The organism is Lutispora sp. QWL-02, from assembly GCF_058315355.1.
The window spans coordinates 2,672,452-2,691,989 of sequence record NZ_CM177762.1 but is presented as its reverse complement, the minus strand read 5'-3'; the positions used below and the strand labels follow the sequence as shown (position 1 = coordinate 2,691,989).

At 36.8% G+C, this 19,538-nt stretch carries 28 protein-coding genes; all 28 read right to left on the bottom strand.

Annotated features, from left to right (window positions below; translation table 11 throughout):
* Window positions 1-18: 18 nt before the first annotated feature.
* The 28 genes from AC4HCY_RS12625 to AC4HCY_RS12490 all read right to left on the bottom strand — a co-directional run bounded on the left by AC4HCY_RS12625 (window position 19) and on the right by AC4HCY_RS12490 (window position 19,537).
* A complete protein-coding gene (locus tag AC4HCY_RS12625) occupies window positions 19-462 on the bottom strand; it encodes a divergent PAP2 family protein (protein ID WP_323433859.1) in 444 nt (147 codons plus the stop codon).
* A 16-nt stretch (window positions 463-478) separates the two neighbouring features.
* On the bottom strand, window positions 479-1,360 hold the full coding sequence (locus tag AC4HCY_RS12620) for a polyprenyl synthetase family protein (RefSeq protein ID WP_323433858.1): 882 nt from the start codon (window positions 1,358-1,360) through the stop codon (window positions 479-481).
* A 3-nt stretch (window positions 1,361-1,363) separates the two neighbouring features.
* Window positions 1,364-1,597, bottom strand: a complete 234-nt coding sequence (xseB, locus tag AC4HCY_RS12615; RefSeq protein WP_323433857.1) for an exodeoxyribonuclease VII small subunit — start codon at window positions 1,595-1,597, stop codon at window positions 1,364-1,366.
* A 2-nt stretch (window positions 1,598-1,599) separates the two neighbouring features.
* Window positions 1,600-2,814, bottom strand: a complete 1,215-nt coding sequence (gene xseA, locus AC4HCY_RS12610) for an exodeoxyribonuclease VII large subunit (RefSeq protein WP_491094370.1) — start codon at window positions 2,812-2,814, stop codon at window positions 1,600-1,602.
* Window positions 2,815-3,768, bottom strand: coding sequence for a tRNA (adenosine(37)-N6)-threonylcarbamoyltransferase complex transferase subunit TsaD (locus AC4HCY_RS12605; RefSeq protein ID WP_491096116.1), 954 nt, complete (start codon window positions 3,766-3,768; stop codon window positions 2,815-2,817).
* Window positions 3,769-3,779: 11 nt separating this feature from the next.
* On the bottom strand, window positions 3,780-4,238 hold the full coding sequence (gene nusB / locus AC4HCY_RS12600; RefSeq protein WP_323433855.1) for a transcription antitermination factor NusB: 459 nt from the start codon (window positions 4,236-4,238) through the stop codon (window positions 3,780-3,782).
* A gap of 18 nt (window positions 4,239-4,256) precedes the next feature.
* Window positions 4,257-4,484, bottom strand: coding sequence for a DUF2273 domain-containing protein (locus AC4HCY_RS12595; protein ID WP_323433854.1), 228 nt, complete (start codon window positions 4,482-4,484; stop codon window positions 4,257-4,259).
* A gap of 2 nt (window positions 4,485-4,486) precedes the next feature.
* Entirely contained in the window at window positions 4,487-5,023 is a 537-nt protein-coding gene (gene amaP / locus AC4HCY_RS12590; RefSeq protein ID WP_323433853.1) for an alkaline shock response membrane anchor protein AmaP, read from the bottom strand.
* Between the two features lie 67 nt (window positions 5,024-5,090).
* Window positions 5,091-5,483 carry an Asp23/Gls24 family envelope stress response protein gene (locus tag AC4HCY_RS12585; RefSeq protein ID WP_323433852.1) on the bottom strand — a complete coding sequence of 131 codons (393 nt, stop codon included), beginning with the start codon at window positions 5,481-5,483 and terminating at the stop codon, window positions 5,091-5,093.
* A 76-nt stretch (window positions 5,484-5,559) separates the two neighbouring features.
* Window positions 5,560-6,147 (bottom strand): SpoIIIAH-like family protein, encoded by a 588-nt coding sequence (locus AC4HCY_RS12580; protein WP_323433851.1) that lies wholly within the window; start codon window positions 6,145-6,147, stop codon window positions 5,560-5,562.
* Window positions 6,148-6,159: 12 nt separating this feature from the next.
* Window positions 6,160-6,771: a stage III sporulation protein AG gene (gene spoIIIAG, locus AC4HCY_RS12575; protein ID WP_323433850.1), complete on the bottom strand. Its 612-nt coding sequence runs from the start codon at window positions 6,769-6,771 to the stop codon at window positions 6,160-6,162.
* An 11-nt stretch (window positions 6,772-6,782) separates the two neighbouring features.
* Window positions 6,783-7,421, bottom strand: a complete 639-nt coding sequence (spoIIIAF, locus tag AC4HCY_RS12570; protein ID WP_323433849.1) for a stage III sporulation protein AF — start codon at window positions 7,419-7,421, stop codon at window positions 6,783-6,785.
* A gap of 4 nt (window positions 7,422-7,425) precedes the next feature.
* The gene (gene spoIIIAE / locus AC4HCY_RS12565; RefSeq protein ID WP_323433848.1) at window positions 7,426-8,586 is read right to left on the bottom strand and encodes a stage III sporulation protein AE; all 1,161 of its coding nucleotides are present in this window, start codon (window positions 8,584-8,586) and stop codon (window positions 7,426-7,428) included.
* 12 nt (window positions 8,587-8,598) lie between these two features.
* Window positions 8,599-8,985 carry a stage III sporulation protein AD gene (gene spoIIIAD / locus AC4HCY_RS12560; RefSeq protein ID WP_255227340.1) on the bottom strand — a complete coding sequence of 129 codons (387 nt, stop codon included), beginning with the start codon at window positions 8,983-8,985 and terminating at the stop codon, window positions 8,599-8,601.
* An 8-nt stretch (window positions 8,986-8,993) separates the two neighbouring features.
* Complete coding sequence (spoIIIAC, locus tag AC4HCY_RS12555) at window positions 8,994-9,188, bottom strand: stage III sporulation protein AC (protein WP_255227339.1); 195 nt, start codon at window positions 9,186-9,188, stop codon at window positions 8,994-8,996.
* A 13-nt stretch (window positions 9,189-9,201) separates the two neighbouring features.
* On the bottom strand, window positions 9,202-9,720 hold the full coding sequence (gene spoIIIAB / locus AC4HCY_RS12550; protein WP_323433847.1) for a stage III sporulation protein SpoIIIAB: 519 nt from the start codon (window positions 9,718-9,720) through the stop codon (window positions 9,202-9,204).
* Window positions 9,717-10,709 (bottom strand): stage III sporulation protein AA, encoded by a 993-nt coding sequence (spoIIIAA, locus tag AC4HCY_RS12545; protein WP_323433846.1) that lies wholly within the window; start codon window positions 10,707-10,709, stop codon window positions 9,717-9,719. Before spoIIIAA ends, spoIIIAB begins: the two co-directional genes overlap by 4 nt.
* A 127-nt stretch (window positions 10,710-10,836) precedes the next feature.
* Entirely contained in the window at window positions 10,837-11,247 is a 411-nt protein-coding gene (locus AC4HCY_RS12540) for a CD1247 N-terminal domain-containing protein (protein WP_323433845.1), read from the bottom strand.
* A 132-nt stretch (window positions 11,248-11,379) separates the two neighbouring features.
* On the bottom strand, window positions 11,380-11,937 hold the full coding sequence (efp, locus tag AC4HCY_RS12535) for an elongation factor P (protein WP_323433844.1): 558 nt from the start codon (window positions 11,935-11,937) through the stop codon (window positions 11,380-11,382).
* A 59-nt stretch (window positions 11,938-11,996) separates the two neighbouring features.
* Window positions 11,997-13,064: a M24 family metallopeptidase gene (locus AC4HCY_RS12530; protein ID WP_323433843.1), complete on the bottom strand. Its 1,068-nt coding sequence runs from the start codon at window positions 13,062-13,064 to the stop codon at window positions 11,997-11,999.
* 82 nt (window positions 13,065-13,146) lie between these two features.
* Window positions 13,147-13,425: a late competence development ComFB family protein gene (locus tag AC4HCY_RS12525; RefSeq protein ID WP_323433842.1), complete on the bottom strand. Its 279-nt coding sequence runs from the start codon at window positions 13,423-13,425 to the stop codon at window positions 13,147-13,149.
* Window positions 13,426-13,440: 15 nt separating this feature from the next.
* Entirely contained in the window at window positions 13,441-13,896 is a 456-nt protein-coding gene (locus AC4HCY_RS12520) for a pilus assembly FimT family protein (protein ID WP_491094369.1), read from the bottom strand.
* A 2-nt stretch (window positions 13,897-13,898) separates the two neighbouring features.
* Window positions 13,899-14,468, bottom strand: coding sequence for a PulJ/GspJ family protein (locus AC4HCY_RS12515; RefSeq protein WP_323433840.1), 570 nt, complete (start codon window positions 14,466-14,468; stop codon window positions 13,899-13,901).
* 9 nt (window positions 14,469-14,477) lie between these two features.
* Window positions 14,478-15,026 (bottom strand): hypothetical protein, encoded by a 549-nt coding sequence (locus tag AC4HCY_RS12510; protein ID WP_491094368.1) that lies wholly within the window; start codon window positions 15,024-15,026, stop codon window positions 14,478-14,480.
* A gap of 15 nt (window positions 15,027-15,041) precedes the next feature.
* The gene (locus AC4HCY_RS12505) at window positions 15,042-15,404 is read right to left on the bottom strand and encodes a type IV pilus modification PilV family protein (protein ID WP_491094367.1); all 363 of its coding nucleotides are present in this window, start codon (window positions 15,402-15,404) and stop codon (window positions 15,042-15,044) included.
* A gap of 178 nt (window positions 15,405-15,582) precedes the next feature.
* The gene (locus AC4HCY_RS12500; RefSeq protein WP_491094366.1) at window positions 15,583-17,592 is read right to left on the bottom strand and encodes an S-layer homology domain-containing protein; all 2,010 of its coding nucleotides are present in this window, start codon (window positions 17,590-17,592) and stop codon (window positions 15,583-15,585) included.
* Window positions 17,593-17,610: 18 nt separating this feature from the next.
* Window positions 17,611-18,984, bottom strand: a complete 1,374-nt coding sequence (locus AC4HCY_RS12495) for a LysM peptidoglycan-binding domain-containing protein (RefSeq protein ID WP_323433836.1) — start codon at window positions 18,982-18,984, stop codon at window positions 17,611-17,613.
* A complete protein-coding gene (locus tag AC4HCY_RS12490; RefSeq protein ID WP_491094365.1) occupies window positions 18,974-19,537 on the bottom strand; it encodes a PilN domain-containing protein in 564 nt (187 codons plus the stop codon). Before AC4HCY_RS12490 ends, AC4HCY_RS12495 begins: the two co-directional genes overlap by 11 nt.
* Window position 19,538: the final 1 nt, after the last annotated feature.

Here is a 19,538-nt window from a genome sequence, read left to right as displayed (position 1 = left end):
AAACCTGCCTTTTTAGTATTATGATAGTAAATTAGCAATTATTATTCCTAATACCGCTCCTGCAAGAACTTCTTTTGGAGTATGCCCAATGAGCTCTTTTAGCTTTTCTTCTCCCAAAGGTTTATGCTGAGACAAATCATCAATGATTATATTTAGAACCTTTGCTTGATTGCCTGCGGCCCTTCTTACACCGGCAGCATCATACATCACCACTAATGCAAAGCAGAGGGTAATAGCAAAGGAGGTGGAATCCCAACCGTTTATTTTTCCCACAGAAGTAGCTAAAGCAGTTACAAAAGATGTATGTGAGCTGGGCATACCGCCGGAGCCCACAAATCGTGTCAGATCCAGCTTCTTATCTTTATATAGAGTAAGGCATATTTTCATGAATTGAGCTATAAACCATGCTGTAAAGCTCGATAATAGCACTTTGTTTTCGGAAATCTTTATAAAAAAATTCAAAAACAGTCCTCCTTTATTATGCATCCCTGCATGCTATAAAATCTGCAAGCTCCATTAGAAGTTTAGCCCTGCTGCCATATGCCCGAAGCGCTTGCTTAGCATCATAAACGGTTTCTGTAAGCAGCTTCTCAGATTTTGCGAGGCCATAATAAGTAACATAAGTAGATTTATTTTCCTTGGCATCTTTTCCTATAGTCTTCCCCATCTTCTCCTTTGTTCCTACTACATCCAGAATGTCATCAGATATCTGGTAAGCTCTTCCAAGCTTTTCTCCGTATAATCTGATCCTTTCCATATCTTCTTCTGCTGCTTGAGAAATAACAGCGCCTACCTCCAGAGAAGCCTTTATTAAAGCTCCGGTTTTTTTGCTGTGCATTTCATTCAGCCTATCTATGTCAATTTTCTTGTTTTCATAATAGAGATCTATTGCCTGTCCGCCAATCATCCCATAAATTCCTGCTGCCTTGCTGATAATGGAAGCAGCCTTAATCCTGGATTCTGTCGGATTGCTGATTATGCAATCAAGCAATATTTCATAGGCATTATTTAACAGACCATCCCCGGCCAAAAGTGCAAAGCCTTCGCCATAAACCTTGTGGTTCGACAATCTGCCCCTCCGGTAATCATCATTATCCATGGACGGCAGATCATCATGTATCAATGAATAGGTATGTATAAGCTCTATGCAACAAGCATATGGCACAACCTCATCCATTGGCCCGTCAAATAATTGGCATGACATAATTGCCAGAAGCGGGCGCAATCTCTTACCTCCACCCAGCAGGCTGTACTTCATTGCCTCTTCTATAACCGGCAAGCCCGAATCTGCCGGATATAACAAGTTCAAATGCTTCTCTATAACCCCTGAATATTTCTCTATAAATTGACTAATATCCATAAACTACTCCTTCAATTCATTATATATATCAGTTTCTTTATAAACATCATTATCATTTATTATTTTAACGATTTTTCCTTCAGCTTCTTCTAATTTTTTATTGCAATAAAAAGATAGCTTTATCCCTTCATTATAAGCTTCCAAAGCTTCATCTAAAGTAAGATTCCCATTCTCAAGGCAATTAACAATTTCCTCAAGCCTTTTCATGGCCTTTTCAAAACTCAATCCATTACTCATATTCAATCCCCTTCACAAATTGTTCTAACTGTGACGGATACATATCCATCCTTTAGATAAATATTTAATGCATCACCGTTATGTATCATTTTTATCGTTTTTACCAATTCTCCGGTTTTTTCTTTTTTTACATAGGCATAGCCTCTGTTCAAATAAGAAGCCGGATTCAATATGTTAAGCTTTTCATTATGTAAATATAAATTATTCCGATGGACTTCAAGAAGATCTCTCATAGCTATATCAAGACCTTCCTTCATGTTTTGCAGCGACTGCCTCAAATTGAGGATCTTAGTCTCCGTGTATCGAATAGAGCTCGTACTTGTCAATTTATTCAAAAGTATCTTCTTGTCTCTGATATAGGAAAGCATAGAGGCATAAATATGGCTTTGCAGCTTATTGATATAAGAATATAACTGCTGCTTGTCGGGAAAAACCAGCTCTGCAGCCGCTGAAGGCGTAGCAGCCCTTACATCAGCAGCAAAATCCGCTATAGTAAAATCAGTTTCATGACCGACTGCCGAGACTACGGGTATATCCGATTCATATATGGCTCTCGCTATAATTTCCTCATTAAAGCACCATAGCTCTTCGATTGATCCACCGCCCCTGCCTACTATTATAACATCTACTTTATTAAATCTATTAAAGTAATTTATTCCTTCACATATTTCTTCCGATGCCTTCTCCCCTTGAACCAAAGCCGGATATAAGTAAATATCTATATTGGGATTCCTTCTCCTGCCTATTGATATCATATCTCTTAGTGCGGCGCCTGTAGCAGAAGTCACTATGCCAACCTTTCCAGGCAGCAAAGGAAGAGGCTTCTTATGCTCCTTATCGAAGAGGCCTTCAATTTCCAATCTATTCTTTAACTGCTCATATGCTTTGTATAACTCGCCTGCACCCTCTGCAATCATACCTTCAGCATATAATTGATATTGGCCGTCTCTCTCAAATATTGACAAATATCCCCTAACAATAACCTGCATGCCTTCTTCAGGCAAAAATTTCAACCTGCTGAAGCTGCTCTTGAACATCACACATTTAATTCTGGATTCTCTATCCTTTAATGAAAAATAAACATGTCCTGAAGAATGTATTTTCAGGTTTGATATCTCTCCCTTTACATAAATATGAGACAGCAAAAGATCTCTTTCTAACAGCTGTCTAAGGTATAAATTTACCTCGGTGACAGTAAAAGCTTTAATATTCTCCATTTAGCCCTCCAGCTTCTCTCTCAGATTCTTTTTTGCATAAACTGCACAGCCCAGAGCATTATCGGTGGCACACCTTTTATGGGAAAAAACAGGCTTTATATTATATGCCTTTAGTCTGGGGCTATTCGATAAATACTCAATAATTGTGCTGTTTGATGAAACCCCTCCGATGAAAAGAACATCCTCCCACCCTATTAAGCTCTTTGAATTGACGAGAGTTTCTTCAACCGACTTTGCAATACATAAAAATACAGCTTTTGAAAGCTTAGCCTTATCATATTGCTTTGATTTAATGATTTTTTGCGCAAAGGTTTCTGGCCCTGAAAAACTAGCATAGCTATCTTTAACTGAAAAAGGGATAGATATATCCACTTCTTTTTCTGATTCAGACAGCATGTCCATCTCTTTTCCGCAAGGAAAATCAAGTCCCATTGCTACTCCTAGCCTATCTATAAATTGTCCTGCCTTTAAATCGGAAGAACCTCCTATAACCTTTACTGCCATTTTCTCATATCCCTCCACTAAAAGCAGCTCTGTGGTTCCGCCGGACATATGATATGCCAAAAATGGCTTATCCGGAACAAGCTGCTGAGACCACAAGCCAGAGAGAATATGATTTTCCTGATGAGACAGTAAAAACAACGGTGCTTTTAAACATAGGCCCATTACTTTGCCTATATGTAAACCACTATTAAAAACAGGCATATAGGAATCAGGATTATTTCTCGGCTTGGAGCTTACCCCTATAGCTTTTATGTGAGATGCATCAAAGCTGCCAAATAAATCTTCCAATAGTACGTCCAAATTCTCAATATGCTGATAAATCGCATCCGATTGGCGTATGCCTCTTTCCCCTGCTTTTACCTTGATCATTATCCTCTCATCCATGACCAAATGCTCTTCGTTATCTATCAAAGCAACAGAAGTAGTATAACAGCTGGTGTCAATACCCATATAATACAAAATCATTCACCTGACTTATTAATTTCTCTTTGTACTTTCCCCAATACTCCATTAATGAAGCTGCCGGAATCATCGGTTCCAAATACTTTACCGAGCTCTATTGCTTCATTGATCGCAACACTATCAGGAATATCTTGGGAATATAATAGCTCATAAATCGCCATCCGTAAAATAGTAAGATCAACTTTCGCAATTCTATCCATGGTCCACGATTTAAGATTGCTCTTGATCATATAATCTATTTTCTCTACATTTTCAAGAGTGCCTCTTACTAAATCATAGAAAAACTTTTTATCCCTTTCGTTCAGCTCATTAAAAGGTATATGTTCATCTTCTTCTTGAATCAGAAAAATATTAGGCTCTTCAGATATGTCTTTAAATATTTCTTCTATATCATCATCATTGAAATGAAAGCTGAAGATTATCTTAAAAGCACTCTGCCTTAGTAAACGTCTGCTCATAAGCACATTGTATCCTCCTTATTTTTTACCATATGAATTGAGCAATCTTTCAATAAATTGCACTATATCTTCTTTATTATCTATTTTCTTACCAAAATAATAACCCATAGCTATACAAATTGACAAAAGGAGCGTTTTAAAAAAGCCTAGGGTCAGCAAAAAGATACCTACCAGGAAACCGATCAATGCGCCAATTATCTTTCCTTGGTGAGAAATAATAATAGCCGCCAATTTATCCTTATTCATATCTAGCCTACCCTTCTCTTGCCGGAATTATTTGTATTATCAACAAATACAACCACTTCTTTTACATTTATTTCTGCAGTTCTTTCAATGGCTTCCTTAATGTTTCCCTGTATTTCTTTCGAAACCTCGGGTATGAGAGCATCTATAGCAAAACTAGCAGTGATATCAATAGATACTTCGCCGCCTTCGTTGCTTACCTGGATCTTTGCTTCTTTAATGCTGCCAATATTTCTTATGCTTGAAAGTGCAATAGTCTTAATAGTATTAAAAGATATCCTTATTTCACCCATTTCTGTTTCCTTCGAAATATAATCATAGGAATTGGTGCTTGATGAAGTAATTTTAAAGATAAATCTCAAAGATAACAACAATAGAACCATTGATATGAGAGTCATACCATTGCTCTCAAAAATAAAACGGCGCAACATTTCACTATATTGGGAGGACAAAAATGGCAAAGGCATAAATATAAACAAGAAAGAGAAAATTGCAACGATCATAGATAAAACTAATAACAAAAGCCTGTCTAGTATATTCATATGTATCTCCTTTCATGGAAATATTTAAACTAACCCCCTGAATAATTCAGAGGGTTAGTTTTTAATGCTATTTTACTCTTAATGTTCCATCTTCTTCTTTGATTTCTCTTTCTATATTTACACCCTGTATATGAATATTTACTTCAACAACATTAAGCCCCGTCATAGTTTCAACAGCCTTTTTAACATTTTCCTGAACCTGCCATGCAATATCAGGTATCCTGACCCCATATTCAACTATAACATATAAATCTATAGCGGTTTCCTTCTCACCAACTTCAACTTTGATCCCTTTTGAAGGGCTTTTTTTCCCAAGCATTTCGGTTATACTATCGGCTATCCCGCCGCTCATTCCAACAATACCTTTTATCTCTTTAGCGGCTATTTCTGCAATTATCGCAACCACATCATCCGCAATCCTGACAGCCCCAAAATCATTTATATTGTTATCACTTTGCAAATTATGCACCCCCAGTTTATTCGCATTTTTTCCTAATATGTATTATAGCAGAATAATATTTAATTTACAAATATAACTAATCCTTCAGCATAATTTTAATATTGCTCGCCGGTATCTTCGTGTTTGTCATAACTATATCTTGTATTTTTGCCACACTTGCCGGAGTTAACTCTTTAGCTTCCACTACTACTGTAGCACTATCATCTGTCAAAAAAACCAAAGCATCCTTGAAGCCGCGAGCCAAAATCAAGTTTTCAATTATCATCTCTTTTTCCGTCAAAGCAACAATCTTTACAATTTCCTCTTGAGCAAGGGTCTTAAAAGTCGGCTCAGCTTTATCACTGTCTATAATATTCTGCCACATATCATATTCCTTTGTCCTGTTCTTATCTCTTTCAAGCTTGTATTCGGTGAAAAATGAAGAAACCTCTTGATCATCCTCTCCTTTGCTCTCTACTACTGTCACGCTGCCCTCCTTGTTATTGCCTGCAACTTCGGCAGCATCATTATAGGCAGGAAATTCGGATAAGTCATTTTCATCGATATCAAATCCCAATGGTTCATATTTTGTGCTCATGAACGCATTATATGCATATCCGATTACAAATAGCATTAAAACAAGGGAACAAATAGCAATTGTTTTTCTGCTCAGTTTAAATTTCATACATTATACCCCCTATTTATTTGTTTCAAGTACAGTTACTCTGTAAGCAGGAACATCAAGAACAGTTTGAACTGCTTCACTGATTTTTAGCTTAACTTTAGAATTCCTGGCACCTTCCGCTACTACGATTACCCCCTTGATTTCAGGATTTATTTCTTTTACTACTATAGGCTGAGAACTGCCTCCCTGTTGGTTTACCATTACTGTTTTATCATCAATGCTGGATTCGTTTATAACCCTTGTGCCTCCATTTGTATCTTTTTCATCCGTTATTTTATCTACGCGTGAATTATCTTTTTGTGTTACCAATTCTTTTCCGCTCTTATAGGTTATCATAACCGATACCTTGCCTGCCCCTGATATTTTACTGAGTATGGAAGAAAGCTGTTTTTCGATTTCTGAGCCATAGTTACCTTCCCTATTCATGTAATCAGTATTCATCTCCTTATCCTTGCTGTCAAAGCTCTCAAATTCAGAACCCTTGCTGTCTTTAGCCATATCATTATAGAAGTTTGCAACTATTACTAAAGCAACTCCCATGCAAAGCAAAATCACAATATTGGTGTATAGCTTTTTGTTATTGTCTATCATAAATTTTTCTTTAAGCCATTCAAGTATTTTCATATAAGAACCCCCTACTCTTTTTCGACGGCAAGTTTTACTTGTATTTTGTTTTTATCTATGCCAAGCATTTTGCTCAACATTTCGCATATCTCATCTGACGATGTCTTTTCATTCAAATTATATTCCTTCTCCTCCTTATAAATTACCTTTTCATCATTTCCTATCTTTACTTTTTTTATTTTTTCAATTTGGCTCATTTCTTCACCTGGACAGATTATAACTTGAACATCGTTCAGCAAGCCAAATTCACTGCTTTTCTTATCTTTATTTATATTTAATATCACTTCTATATTTTTTTTATCAATGGACTTTTTATATGAAACTGCTGTTATTATCTGCTCAATAAGCTTTGATTTATAAAGCTCCAAGGCTTTATCTTTCTGATATGTGCTCAGAACTTCTTTCTCATTTATGTGACTTTTATTGTCTAATTTTATGCTGGTTTCCAGATAGCTTTTTTCGAAATCAAACCTGATATTTTTTATGTTTATTAAGGGCTGTATGATGGCCAGCAGCACAAAAATTCCTATGATGACCCTTACATACTGCTTTATGCTCCCCTCCGGCAGGATTATATCAGTTATGATAACAAATATTGTAATTACAACGATGTTTATAACCCATGGCCTCAAAAGCTCAATCAATAACAATCACCTACCTCATCATGACAGTCATATTTCCTATTCCCATGATCACCGTTATTGAAATAAAAAATAATATGCCTACCGAAACTACACAGCATAGCATAATAAATATGGAAGTGCTGATGTCATTAATGCATTGTACCAATTCATTATCCACAATGGGTTGTATTAATGCACCTGAAACCTTATATATAGCAAAAATAGAGAAAATTTTTATCAATGGGAAAAGACATATCATTAATATTATAAAAAGCCCTGCAATGCTTATGCCGTTTTTAATTATCAGGGAACAGCTCATGACCGTGTCAAATGCTTCCGATAAAAAATCTCCAATAATAGGCACAAAGCTGTCAACCGCAAATTTTGCTGTCTTTGCAGCCAAACCATCCAATGATGATGCGGCTAATCCCTGCACCGAAATAATTCCTGTAAATATTGTGAGCATTATGCCCAGCATGCCTACAGCTACACCTCTTACTAATGATGCAAGCTTGGATATTTTTATCTTCTCTGAAATATTGCTTACAATGGACAGAACAGCAGAAAACATAACCATAGGTATCACTGTCATCTTTATAATGGTCGCAATTAAAGTTAAAGAAGTATAAACGATAGGTTGAAACAAGGATGATGAAGTTATGCCTCCCACAGACAAAAGCAATGTTATCAATGTAGGCAATAAAGATTGCATGAAGCTCACCATCTTATCTATGGTGCTTATGCATAATTTGCTAACTATGCTGAAGCTGCCTATAGCAAGAATGATGATGAGCACGTAACACACGCTGTATGCTATCTTGCCGACAGATTCATCATTGAATCCGGCATGAAGATTTTGAAGGATTGCACAAAAAACGGACAATATCATTATCTTCCCGAGGAGATCAAGGTTCTGTGCCAACTCTCTCCATAAAAACAGCCATAGCTTGCTGAATATTGCTTTAAGACTTAAAGAACCTGAATCTATATATACAGATTTTATTATTTCTTTGATGCTTATTTCAGTAATCATACCTTCCGAATTGAGCACAATATCATCAGCAAATCTCTGTATTTCATCCACATTCAGTTGATTCAGCTGCTCATCCAGAAGGTTTTCCATTCCATCTGCATGTACGCTGCCTAAAGTTAAGAATATTAAAAGGCATATTAAAAATAATCTTCTTCTCATGTCTTATCACCTTCATGGCATAATCTTTATTATGATATCAAACAAGGCAGCATATATCGGTACTGCAATTGCCATGATTAAAACCTTCCCTGCGAATTCAATCTTTGAAGCAATGGAGCCTTCCCCCGAATCCCTGCATACCTGAGCACCGAACTCAGTAATGTAAGCTATTCCGATCACTTTTAATATTATTGAAAAATATAATATATCTACTTCTGCCTTAACCGCATAGCTTTTTAGCACCTCTAAAACCTGCGTAAACTTGCTCAGCATTGAAATGAATATGATCAAACCTGCTGCAATGCTTACTTGCATAGCCAGTTCAGGCCTGTATTCTTTCAAAACAATGGCTAAAATTGCAGCAACAATACCCAGGGCAACAATTTGCATTATATTCATACCATCACCTACAGCTGGAACATGGTTCTAACAGTATCAAAGAGGCGGCTGATAAGGCTTATCACCATCATTAAAACGACCACAATCCCTGTCAGAGTAGTCATCATTGCCATTTCTTCCCTGCCGGAACGGATAAGCACATTATTTAATACGGCAATCACTATTCCAATAGCTGCAATCTTGAAAATTAAATTTACATCCATTTGTAACCCTCCATTAAACCAATATAATCAGTATGGCCGCGCCCAATAAAAAGCCCATACTTTTATACATTTTCTCATTATTTCGTCTCTCATCCTCAGCTGCTTTTTCATGATGCTCCAATTGGGTATAAAAAAGCTTGAAAAGTTTTTTCTGATCATCAATGTCTGATTTCCCAATAACTCTGCCAAAGCTTTCTAAGAGCTCCTTATCCATTTTATTCATATATGAATTGGATAAACTGTCATGCATAGCTTGATTCCACGCTTCCTCCATGCTAAAAAACCTTCTTTTTAAAAGGTTCTCAGAGACAGCAAGAAAAAAATTATTCCAGGGTGCGTCGCTTTTGCATCCTACATTATAGCAAGCATAAGGAATAGGAGTAGCACCATATACGATTTCTGTTTCAAGCATTTGCATAGAAAACCTTAGCTTTCTTAACTCTTTGGGCCTTATGCTATACTTCCTCGACATAATAATTCCCAATAAACCGCTTGAAAGGATTATCAGCAAGGAACCTATTATTTTTATCATTGACTGCCTACCCCCTGCTTAGTATTTAAATAAAGCACTCTTCCCTCCCTGTCATAAATTTTTTCAATAGTTCCTACTCCTTGGCTTCTCCCTAAAATTACTATCCTTTCAAAGAAGTTGCAGTGTATTTTTTGCAGTTCTATCTTTTTCTCAAGGTCGTCTATGCCATTTCCATGCATTGTAGCAATAATCTTTACCCCTGCATTAGCACCTTCCAAAAGAGCATCAGCATCCTCTTTTTTGCCGATTTCATCCGTTGCAATAATATCAGGCGACATTGATCTTATCATCATGATTATGCCTTGGGATTTGGGGCAAGCATCTAAAACATCTGTTCTGATCCCTACATCATTTCGCGGCTCTCCCATAAAGCATGCCGCAATCTCCGATCTTTCATCTATCAAACCGACCTTGAAGCCGGTCACATTTATTGAATTAATACCATTGCTCAGCTGCCTGATTATATCCCTTAGCAAAGTAGTTTTCCCGCATTGGGGAGGCGACATGATCAAGGTGTTATATATGCTTGACGGAGAAGCAACAATATGAGGCATCACCTCATTCCCTGCCCCCAGGATTTCCTTAGCTATCCTATAATTAATAAAGGAAATGTCCTTGATAGTTTTAACATTTCCATTCTCTATAACTACCCTGCCGGAAATTCCTATCCTATGGCCGCCTGGAATTGTAATATAACCGTTTTTTAATTCCTCACCAAAAGAATAGACAGAAAAGCCTTGAATAATCTCTGATGCCTTTTTAACATCCTCCATTGTCACTACATAGGCTCTGCCGGCTTCATTTGTTAACTCCCCATAGCTATCCATAAATCGACTCCAATAGCCTCCCGATACTATCAGAGGTTTATTTAATCTCAATCTTATTTCCTCTGCATACGCCATTTGCTCAGATGTGCATTCTTTTATCATCTGTTGTATCTTAGGAGGCAGAAAGTTCATAACTTCATCCATCGGTCTTTTATGCTGCAAGTTTGTCCTCTCCTCAAATTATTATTTGATTTGTACTAATAATATGACAGGTATTCTTAAAAAATTACGCTTTAAAGATAAAAAAACTTCCGAGAAAACAATTCTCGGAAGTTTTAAATATTATATATTATTCATCACAACAGCAATCGTGATGGCAGCAATCCACATCTATTTCAATGGGTTCATGGCAATTTGGGCAAAAAACTTCTTCTCCCTTATCTAGAACTTCTTCATCCAAATATACATATTCATTGCAATGAGGGCATTCAACTTCAATGAAGCCATAGTCATCATCGTCATAATCATCTTCGTCTTCATCAAAAAGCTCATCTTCAACATTGGATAGATCTTCATCTATAGCTTCTACATATTCATCCAATTCTTCCTGGGATTCATTCAATTCATTTATAGCATCGGCAAAATCACTGAGTACATCAATGATGTTTGTGATTACTTTTCCTTCCTTAGTGCTGTTTTCGATGCCTAAACCTTCAACTAAACCTCTGAGGTAAGCAACTCTTTCATATAGGTATTCCATCGAGTTCATCTCCTTCTTTTCTTTTTTTTATAAGCCAAAGGAAAGTCTAATTTTTGTTAAATATAAGCTTTCCGTTATGGTTTTCTTCAAACGATTCTCAATGCTTTAATAGGACCCTATCTTATTATTCCACTAAAGCCTTTCCATATACTCCCCTGTTCTTGTATCTACCCTTACCCTATCCCCCGTATTAATAAACAAAGGAACATTTACTACAATACCAGTTTCTAATGTGGCAGGCTTGGTAGCTCCCGTTGCGGTATCGCCTTTGAATCCGGGTTCGGTGTGTGTGACCTCCAGCTCTACAAAATTCTCTGCTTCAACTGAGAAAGCCTCTCCTTTGTAGAATTTTATAATGGCAATATCATTGGGTTTTATATACATTATTGCATCCTCAACCTGCTCTTTATTCAATGGCATTTGTTCATAGGTTTCATTATCCATGAAATAGTATAAACCGCCATCTTCATATAGATATTGCATTTCTTTTCTCTCAATATGAGCTTTAGGATATTTATCTGTTGGGTTAAAAGATTTTTCTACAACTCCGCCATTCATAATATTTTTGATTTTTGTCCTGACGAATGCTGCTCCTTTGCCTGGCTTCACATGTTGAAAATCAATAACCATATATACCTGGCCATCCATTTCAAAAGTCAAACCTTTCCTAAATTCACTTGCTGATACCATAAAATGTATCCCTCCTAATTAACCATATAAATATATTATTACCTCTAAGGGCTTAAAAATTACAACTCTATAAGCTCTTTAGGCGACATGCTGTAAACAACGGGGCCATCTTCTCCTACTACAACCAGATCCTCAATGCGGACTCCTCCGAATCCGGGAATGTATATGCCCGGTTCGTCTGTAACCACCATGTTTTTCTCAAGAACTCTATTGCCTGATATCGATAACCTTGGCTCTTCATGCACAGCCAGACCTACACCATGGCCCAGGCCATGTCCGAAATTGTCTCCATAACCTGCATCGCAGATTATATCTCTGGCAATCTTGTCAACATCCTTGCCCAATACCCCGGCTTTTATATGCAGCAAGGCTTCCATCTGCGCTTTCAACACTATATCATAGATCTTTTTTTGTTCATCATTGGCTTTACCAACCACAATAGTCCTTGTCATATCTGAACAATATCCATTATATACACATCCGAAGTCTAAGGTCAATAAGTCTCCATTATTTATTTCTTTATCTGAAGCAACTCCATGAGGCATAGAAGATCTAAGTCCCGATGCAACTATAGATTCAAAGGAATTACCGGAAGCTCCGCTTTTCTTCATGAAATACTCTAGCTCCAAAGCTACTTCATTTTCAGTAATGCCCGGCTTTATAAAGCTTAAAATATGTGTGAAAGCAGAGTCGGCAATCTCAGCAGCTTTTTTTATATTGCTCAATTCCTCTTCGTCTTTTATGATGCGTATTTCTCCGTCAGCTTCCTTAAGAGGTACCATTTCTACTCCGCTAAGCTTATCTCTCAACTGCTCATAAAAAGCAACAGTCATATAAGCATCTTCATATGCCAGTCTGCTTATACCATATTTTTTTATCGTATCAGCTATATACTCAGATACAGGGCTTTCATTTTTAATTACTTCAAAGCCTTTGCACTGGTGATTTGCCTGCTCGGTATACCTGAAATCCGTGACGAAGCCCGCGTTTTTGTCACTGATGATCGCATAGCCGGTAGAGCCGGTAAAACCGCTTAGGTATCTTCTATTCTCAGGTGAATATGCGATAATACCATCTGCATTGATAGATTTCAAAATTTCTCTGATTCGATTTATTCTCTTTAACAAGTCTATTACCCCCTCAAAAACTCTCTTTTAATATTATCATAATTTTTCCTATTAGAACAGAAAATATTTATATGATAATTTGCTATAATTCATTATCCTGATGCCTATTATTATTGCCGACAATCAATGCGGCTTTGACTATTTCAGTTTGAACATCTACCTCGAACTGAAACTCCAATTCCTTCAGCTTCGAATATAGGCCGCCTCTTTCCGTAACTATATAGCGCGGCGGCAGATGATTCAAGGCAATAGCCATCATGTCCATCTTGCATTTTTCACACTTGCAAATATTCATTGGACTGATAACAGCATCAATCTTCGAACTTACTGCTTCCTCCATATAATTCTTCAAATAAAACATAATTATCCTCCTCATTTATTTATATCCGTTATAAACTTGATTTTTCAATATAATCCTTCCTGTCCCAGGCACGACAGTTACCTCGCAATACTTTTTATCCTTATTATTCACCAATGTAGCAGTTCCTCCGCTAGTTGAAGGCCCCCCATTGAAGGAAAAAGCTATTTGACCGTCTTTAAAATTCTGATATAATGAAAAGTCACTTTCAAGCGTTACTTCCTTTACAACTTTAGTGCCTTGGAGCAAATGATATTTCTTTCTTTGAAAGAGAATCCGCAGATTTTGTCCTTCGGTCATTTTCATATATCTTACATATCTTATATCATCTCTTAAGGTCTTTGAAGCAGCAAGTAACCTGTATGTACCGGTATCCAACCTGGGTAAGACAATAGACAAAACTAAGGATAAGATACCTATTACAACAACCAATTCAACTATTGTGAGTCCCTTTTTATCTTGAAGCTGGACCAATATCAGACCCTCCCGCCGACATTTCTATAATAAAATGAGCTTTCAAAGGATGAAGCATATCCATCCAATAAGAAATTAATCCTCAAAAATATGCCGTCTGCTTCATTGAAATTTTTGTCTGCGGGTATAGGCTCAGCCTCCATGCTTTCAATATAGTTGCCGACCTCATCTGATGCCCCACCCATCACTCCAACACCATATTTAAGATTAAAATGATTACATTCCGGATCCTTGCTTAATAAAAAAATGTATCCATTATCCTGCCTATGGGGATAATCCCTCCCTACCGGTAAATTCTTGAATATGATCTTTTTTAAACACACCCTGTCCTTTGTATTGTGTTTTTGAAATCCTTTCATATCCTCTAAATAAATAACACCGGTTGACCCAATTATCTTCTCTTCCATAAAGCTGAATATAAATTGAGCCTGCTGCTGAAGTTCAACATCTTTATCTATATTGTTTATAGTACGCATATTTGAAGAAGTAACGGAAAAAATCAGTATGATTATCATTCCAAACAAAGGCAAGGAAATAAGAAGTTCCATTATTGTAAAACCTTTGTTTCTCATATTATAGTTCTACCTTTCCAATTTCCATTCAATAATGCAAATTAAATCTTCTGGACTTATCTCACCAGGTGAAACATCATATCCAGGTATCATTATTCGGCAAATAAGCTTCAGTTTTTTCTCGATTTTGCCATCAGTGCAGCATGATACCACTTCCAGCTGCATACAGTCGCTTTTATTAAAAAGCTCAGCATCTATTTCCATATTGCTTTCTTTATATATTAAATAATTGCTCTTATCTTTCAATGATTTGACCAAGCTATTATCTGATCCTAATTCTTCGCAATTTCCCGTTATAAAATTTAAATATGCATCTCTGAAATTTTCCTTATCACAGGCATATTCCAATGCAGACTCAACAAAATTGAATGCAATGATATATGCCTCATCCAAAACCCCTTCTGCAGAGTAAAAGGTTCTCTTTACTCTGCTATTCAGTCTTTTCATCTTGTAATTCATTATAGATGTAGATAATAATGCCGTGCCGGCAGCTATGACTACGGAACTCATAAGCAAAACTAATGCCATTATTGCCCCTTTATTATTCTGCTTAGACAATTCACAACTCCACCTCTACTGTACCATTATTTTTAATCCTTCTATGATTTCAAGAATCTCTTCATTTCTCGAGACTTTGATTATCACCTTGTACACTCTGCCATTATATTCTTCAACAGCCTGAATTTCCTCTGATATTTTGTATTCATTGCAGTCATAACTCTTTAACCCGGTCTCTACGGTTTTTGAGGCTTTTATTTCTTCAAAGCGCTTCTGAGCTAAGGCTGTAGCCTGATATTGATACTTTGCACTCTGGGAGACCTTTAATGTTGTAAGCATTAGAGAGGAAACGGCGGTGAATAAAATAGCAAATACAGCCAGAGAAAATATTATTTCAATAATGGTAAAACCTAAATTAAGCCTTGTCTTCATGCTCATATTACACACCATTTACAGTATTTTCTGCAATTCTCTTAATATATTCACTACAAGTTGCATAATTCCTCTATTTTTTCATGAAATTTGAAAAAAATTATATGGGTTATGGCAAAAAAAATATAAGGGATGCCGCATATGCCATAATATCGCTTACATGCGGCATCCCTGCTTTAAATTATTATTCTGTCATATAATAAAGCATATAGAGAGCCTCTGCCCTGGTTATATGATCATCCATAGAGCCGTAACTCGCAGATCGCTTATCCTTGTTCTTCATGATTTTTTCTGCCACTTTAGCCCAGGAAAAATTTTTATCCTCCATTGCCAATTTCATCATGGCTTCTGCTTCCTTGTAGCTCACTTGACTGTTTATTTTAATGGTATTATCCTGGCTTATTTTAAGATAACCCTTATTTAAACAATAAGACACCAATTCCTTATATGGTTCGACTTCCTTATGGTCAGCCACTTTTTGCAGTGCTTCAACATCTTCCTCAGCAGATTTAATATTCCATTTAAAAACCTTACTCATGCAAGAGAGCAGCTGGGCCCTTGTTATAGAGCTATCAGGCCTGAAGGTGTTATCTTCAAATGCTCCTGCAGTTCCACGCCTCAGATAGGTCACAATCTCATCCTTAGCCCAATGTCCTCTCAGATCGTCAGGGTTCCATGCTTCAGCATCTATAAATACAGCATAGGTTCCGCTGCTGTTAGCCATGGATTCAGGGTTTATGAAAGTAGTAATGCTATTGGCGTCAATCTTGCTTGGCATGTAATACCAATTGTCATTTAAATATTTATATATACCGCCGCTTTGAGGACCGTAATATTCAAAGCTCAACTTTATAAGCTTATCACGGTTCAGACCGTCATAGGGGCTTGCCACTCTGATGTTATAAAGCTCTGATGACTTAATATATCTATCCTTAGAAGGCATTTTTATATTTATATTTGTTCCCGTGAACCTATCTATGGAAACTGCAACATCATTATAAAATATGCCCTTGTCAATACTAAGGGACATCTTATTATCTCCGGATGATACTTGGGCACCGTTTATAGATACTACCTGCGTTTCTGCCTTGCTCATAAAATTTTCAAAGTTTGAACTCTGATATATAACCATATATCCATTTTTAGTTCCTTCTCTGAAACCGCTTATAAATCCTTCTCTATACTTCTCGTCTTCATTAAACAGTTTATATTCATTGATTATATTATTATCGCTGAAATTATGCCTGTTCTCATCATTGCTTCTGCCCATAAGCAGGTCAATCCTGGCCAGGCTCTCGCCTTTTACAATCCCAATACCCTTTCCATGAGCATAACCCTTCTCAAAAGCAAGCAAATTATAATTCACATTGGCAGTTCTATAGGCTTCCTCATACTTGATTCTATAGCCTTCCTTGAAGGCAGATAAGAAAGCCTTAGAATAATCATCCAGATCATTATCCAATAAGAAAACTGATTTAAGCTCATCATCAGATGGCAAATCTCTATCCCATTGATTGATGCTGCTTCTATAGTAATCTAATCTGCCCCAATTAGCACCCAGTATTTCTCCAAATTTGGTCCCATCCGCTGCACCTCTTTCTATAGCAGCTTTAAAAGGCTCGTATTTGGCTTTTCTATAGGCAGTTTCGTAGCCTTCTTGAAACTTAGCTTTAAAATTGGTGACAAAACTATTCTTATAGGCATTAGGCTCGTTAGTAAGCTGGAACATTTCTATCAATTTTGTCGTGCTTGGAACTGCATTTGTCCACTTATTGCTTTTGCCTGCATAATAATCATTATAGCCGCTGACTTGCCCCATTTGATAACCAAGAGCTTCATCGTAATTTGTAGGCTTAGCCTCAACTTTTGGGTTATCATAAGTTGTATTGTAGCCTTCTCTAAAGCCATCCTTAAAGCCTCTTATAAAATATGTTTTATAGGTTGAAGTTTCTTTATCCAAATCATAATTTGATATGATGTCCGCATCCTTGGGCATAGCTTTATAATAATTTTTTGACTTCACATCCTCCAGATCGCTGTAAGCAGCGTCTATGCCCTCCCACAATCCATTGCTGTAGCCGGCCTTATAAGCTTCATTATCATTGGCTGCAGCAAACACAGCTAGTGAAGGGAAAAGCATGAGGATGTAGAATAAACAAGTTATCATAGAAATTAATCTGATATTTCTTTTCAAAATCATCACCCCTTCCCTTTATTTTTGTATTACTAATACCTTTCCAGCCTCAAGTATTGAATTCTCAGCCAGTCCATTATCCTTCGCCAATCTCTTATATTGAGTTTTGGATCCATAAAAGCTTTCGCTTATGCTAGTCAAAGTATCTCCCGGCTTTACTACATAAAAAACATAGCTGGGCATTCCTTCTTTTTCACTATCCTCCGACGGATAACTGGCCTCGATTCTGTCAAACAATAAAACTCCATAGTCATCTCTGTTTGATCCTAATTCTATATATACTCTATCCAGCTTTAAAGGATATACATTTATATCCTGTGGAGGAGAAGCAGAAATATACTTCCAGCCTGTCCAATTCACTCCTTTTTCCAACTCCACATCAATCTTCCTGCCATCCATGTCCTGGAACCTCAATCCTACTGTAACCGGTGAATAACCGTAAGAAAATGCCCATATTCCTATCGATGGAGGCGGATATTTGATATTGATATCCTGGTCATCCAAAACCACATAAGCCCTTTCAGGCTGATAGTCTGTAGATATAAAATACTCTGCTCTGATCGAAGTCTTGCCATATTTAGCTGTGCCGAATCTACTGACCTTGCCGGTGACTCCTGATCCTGTTCCCATATAATATATATGATCATCTTCCAAATCAGCTAACAATGCCCTTTTTTCTTCTGTTTCACCATCTGAAGAATCTCCCGAATAAACGGGCACCTCCACATAACCGTCAAAAGCAGTAAAAGGGCTGGGCTTGTTTGGGCTATTATAGGCATTGGTATAAAAATATCCATCTTCCTTAGCCTTGGCACCTCCATAAGCATAGGCATTAAACGAAAGCTGTCCATTTAAACTGTCCGAGCTGTCCTTTGTTATTGACAGCTGGTCAATCAAAAGCCTCTTAGGGCTGTTCCTAAGCTGAGACAAAAATACTTCCAGATCAGTAAAGCTGCCTCTGAAAGGAAGTGATACCCCCAGATAATCAGCCTGCAACCCCTCCAGCTCCAAAGCCTCTGTTTCTCTGAAGCTCATGCTTGGCACCTCCAGCTGACCACTGTCTATTATACCGTTTAACATATGCATTAAGTCAGACTGGTTCATTTCTTGATAATACTTTTCAGATACTCTAATGAATTCAGTGTTTAAGTTCTCCCATTCTCTTTTTATCCCATTTTCTCTTGCAAGGATTTCTTGAATTTTTATTAAATCATTTTCATAGTTTAGCTTATCCGTTTTAAGCTTTTCAATGGCTTTTCCTTGTGGTATCAACACAAATTTATAAGAAAACCAAAATAGTATTGCAACTAACAAAATCAGGAGAAGATTTTTTTCTTTTTTGCTGATATTAATACTTCTCTTTGGCTTATTATTTTGCAGCTTAAGCTCCATCAGCGTTCTCCTCCTTCAATCTAATATCTAAATAAAAACTATAATGTCCATTATCATCTGTTACTTGGGATATGAAAACCCGTTCAAAGCTTTCCATGCTTCTGAGATTATGCTCAAATTGAGCTATTGACTCTTTATCCTTGGATTTGCCTTCTATTCTTATGCCATCCGGATTTACAGACATAGAGCTTATAAACAGTAAAGACGGAATGTTATTTCGTATATCCTCCAGCAAAAGCTCATTTACAACATCCCTGTCCTGAACATACTTGTCCAGGGCTTTTAGCTTAGCCATATCTTCCTTTATCACCTTTATTTGCTGCTCCTTGTCCAATATTTCTTTTATTTTAGTATTCTTAAGATTAGCCTCTAATTCCAAGTTTATGGTTGCAACATCATTGCTAAGCTTTTTAATAGCTATAAAATTAGATAAACCATAAATAAGAATTCCCATTATAACCAGAATCAAAATCCCATACAAAACAATTGATTTATCAAAGCTTTTTTTATTACTTTTCTTACTATAGGATGAGAAAAAGTTTAAATCCTTCATA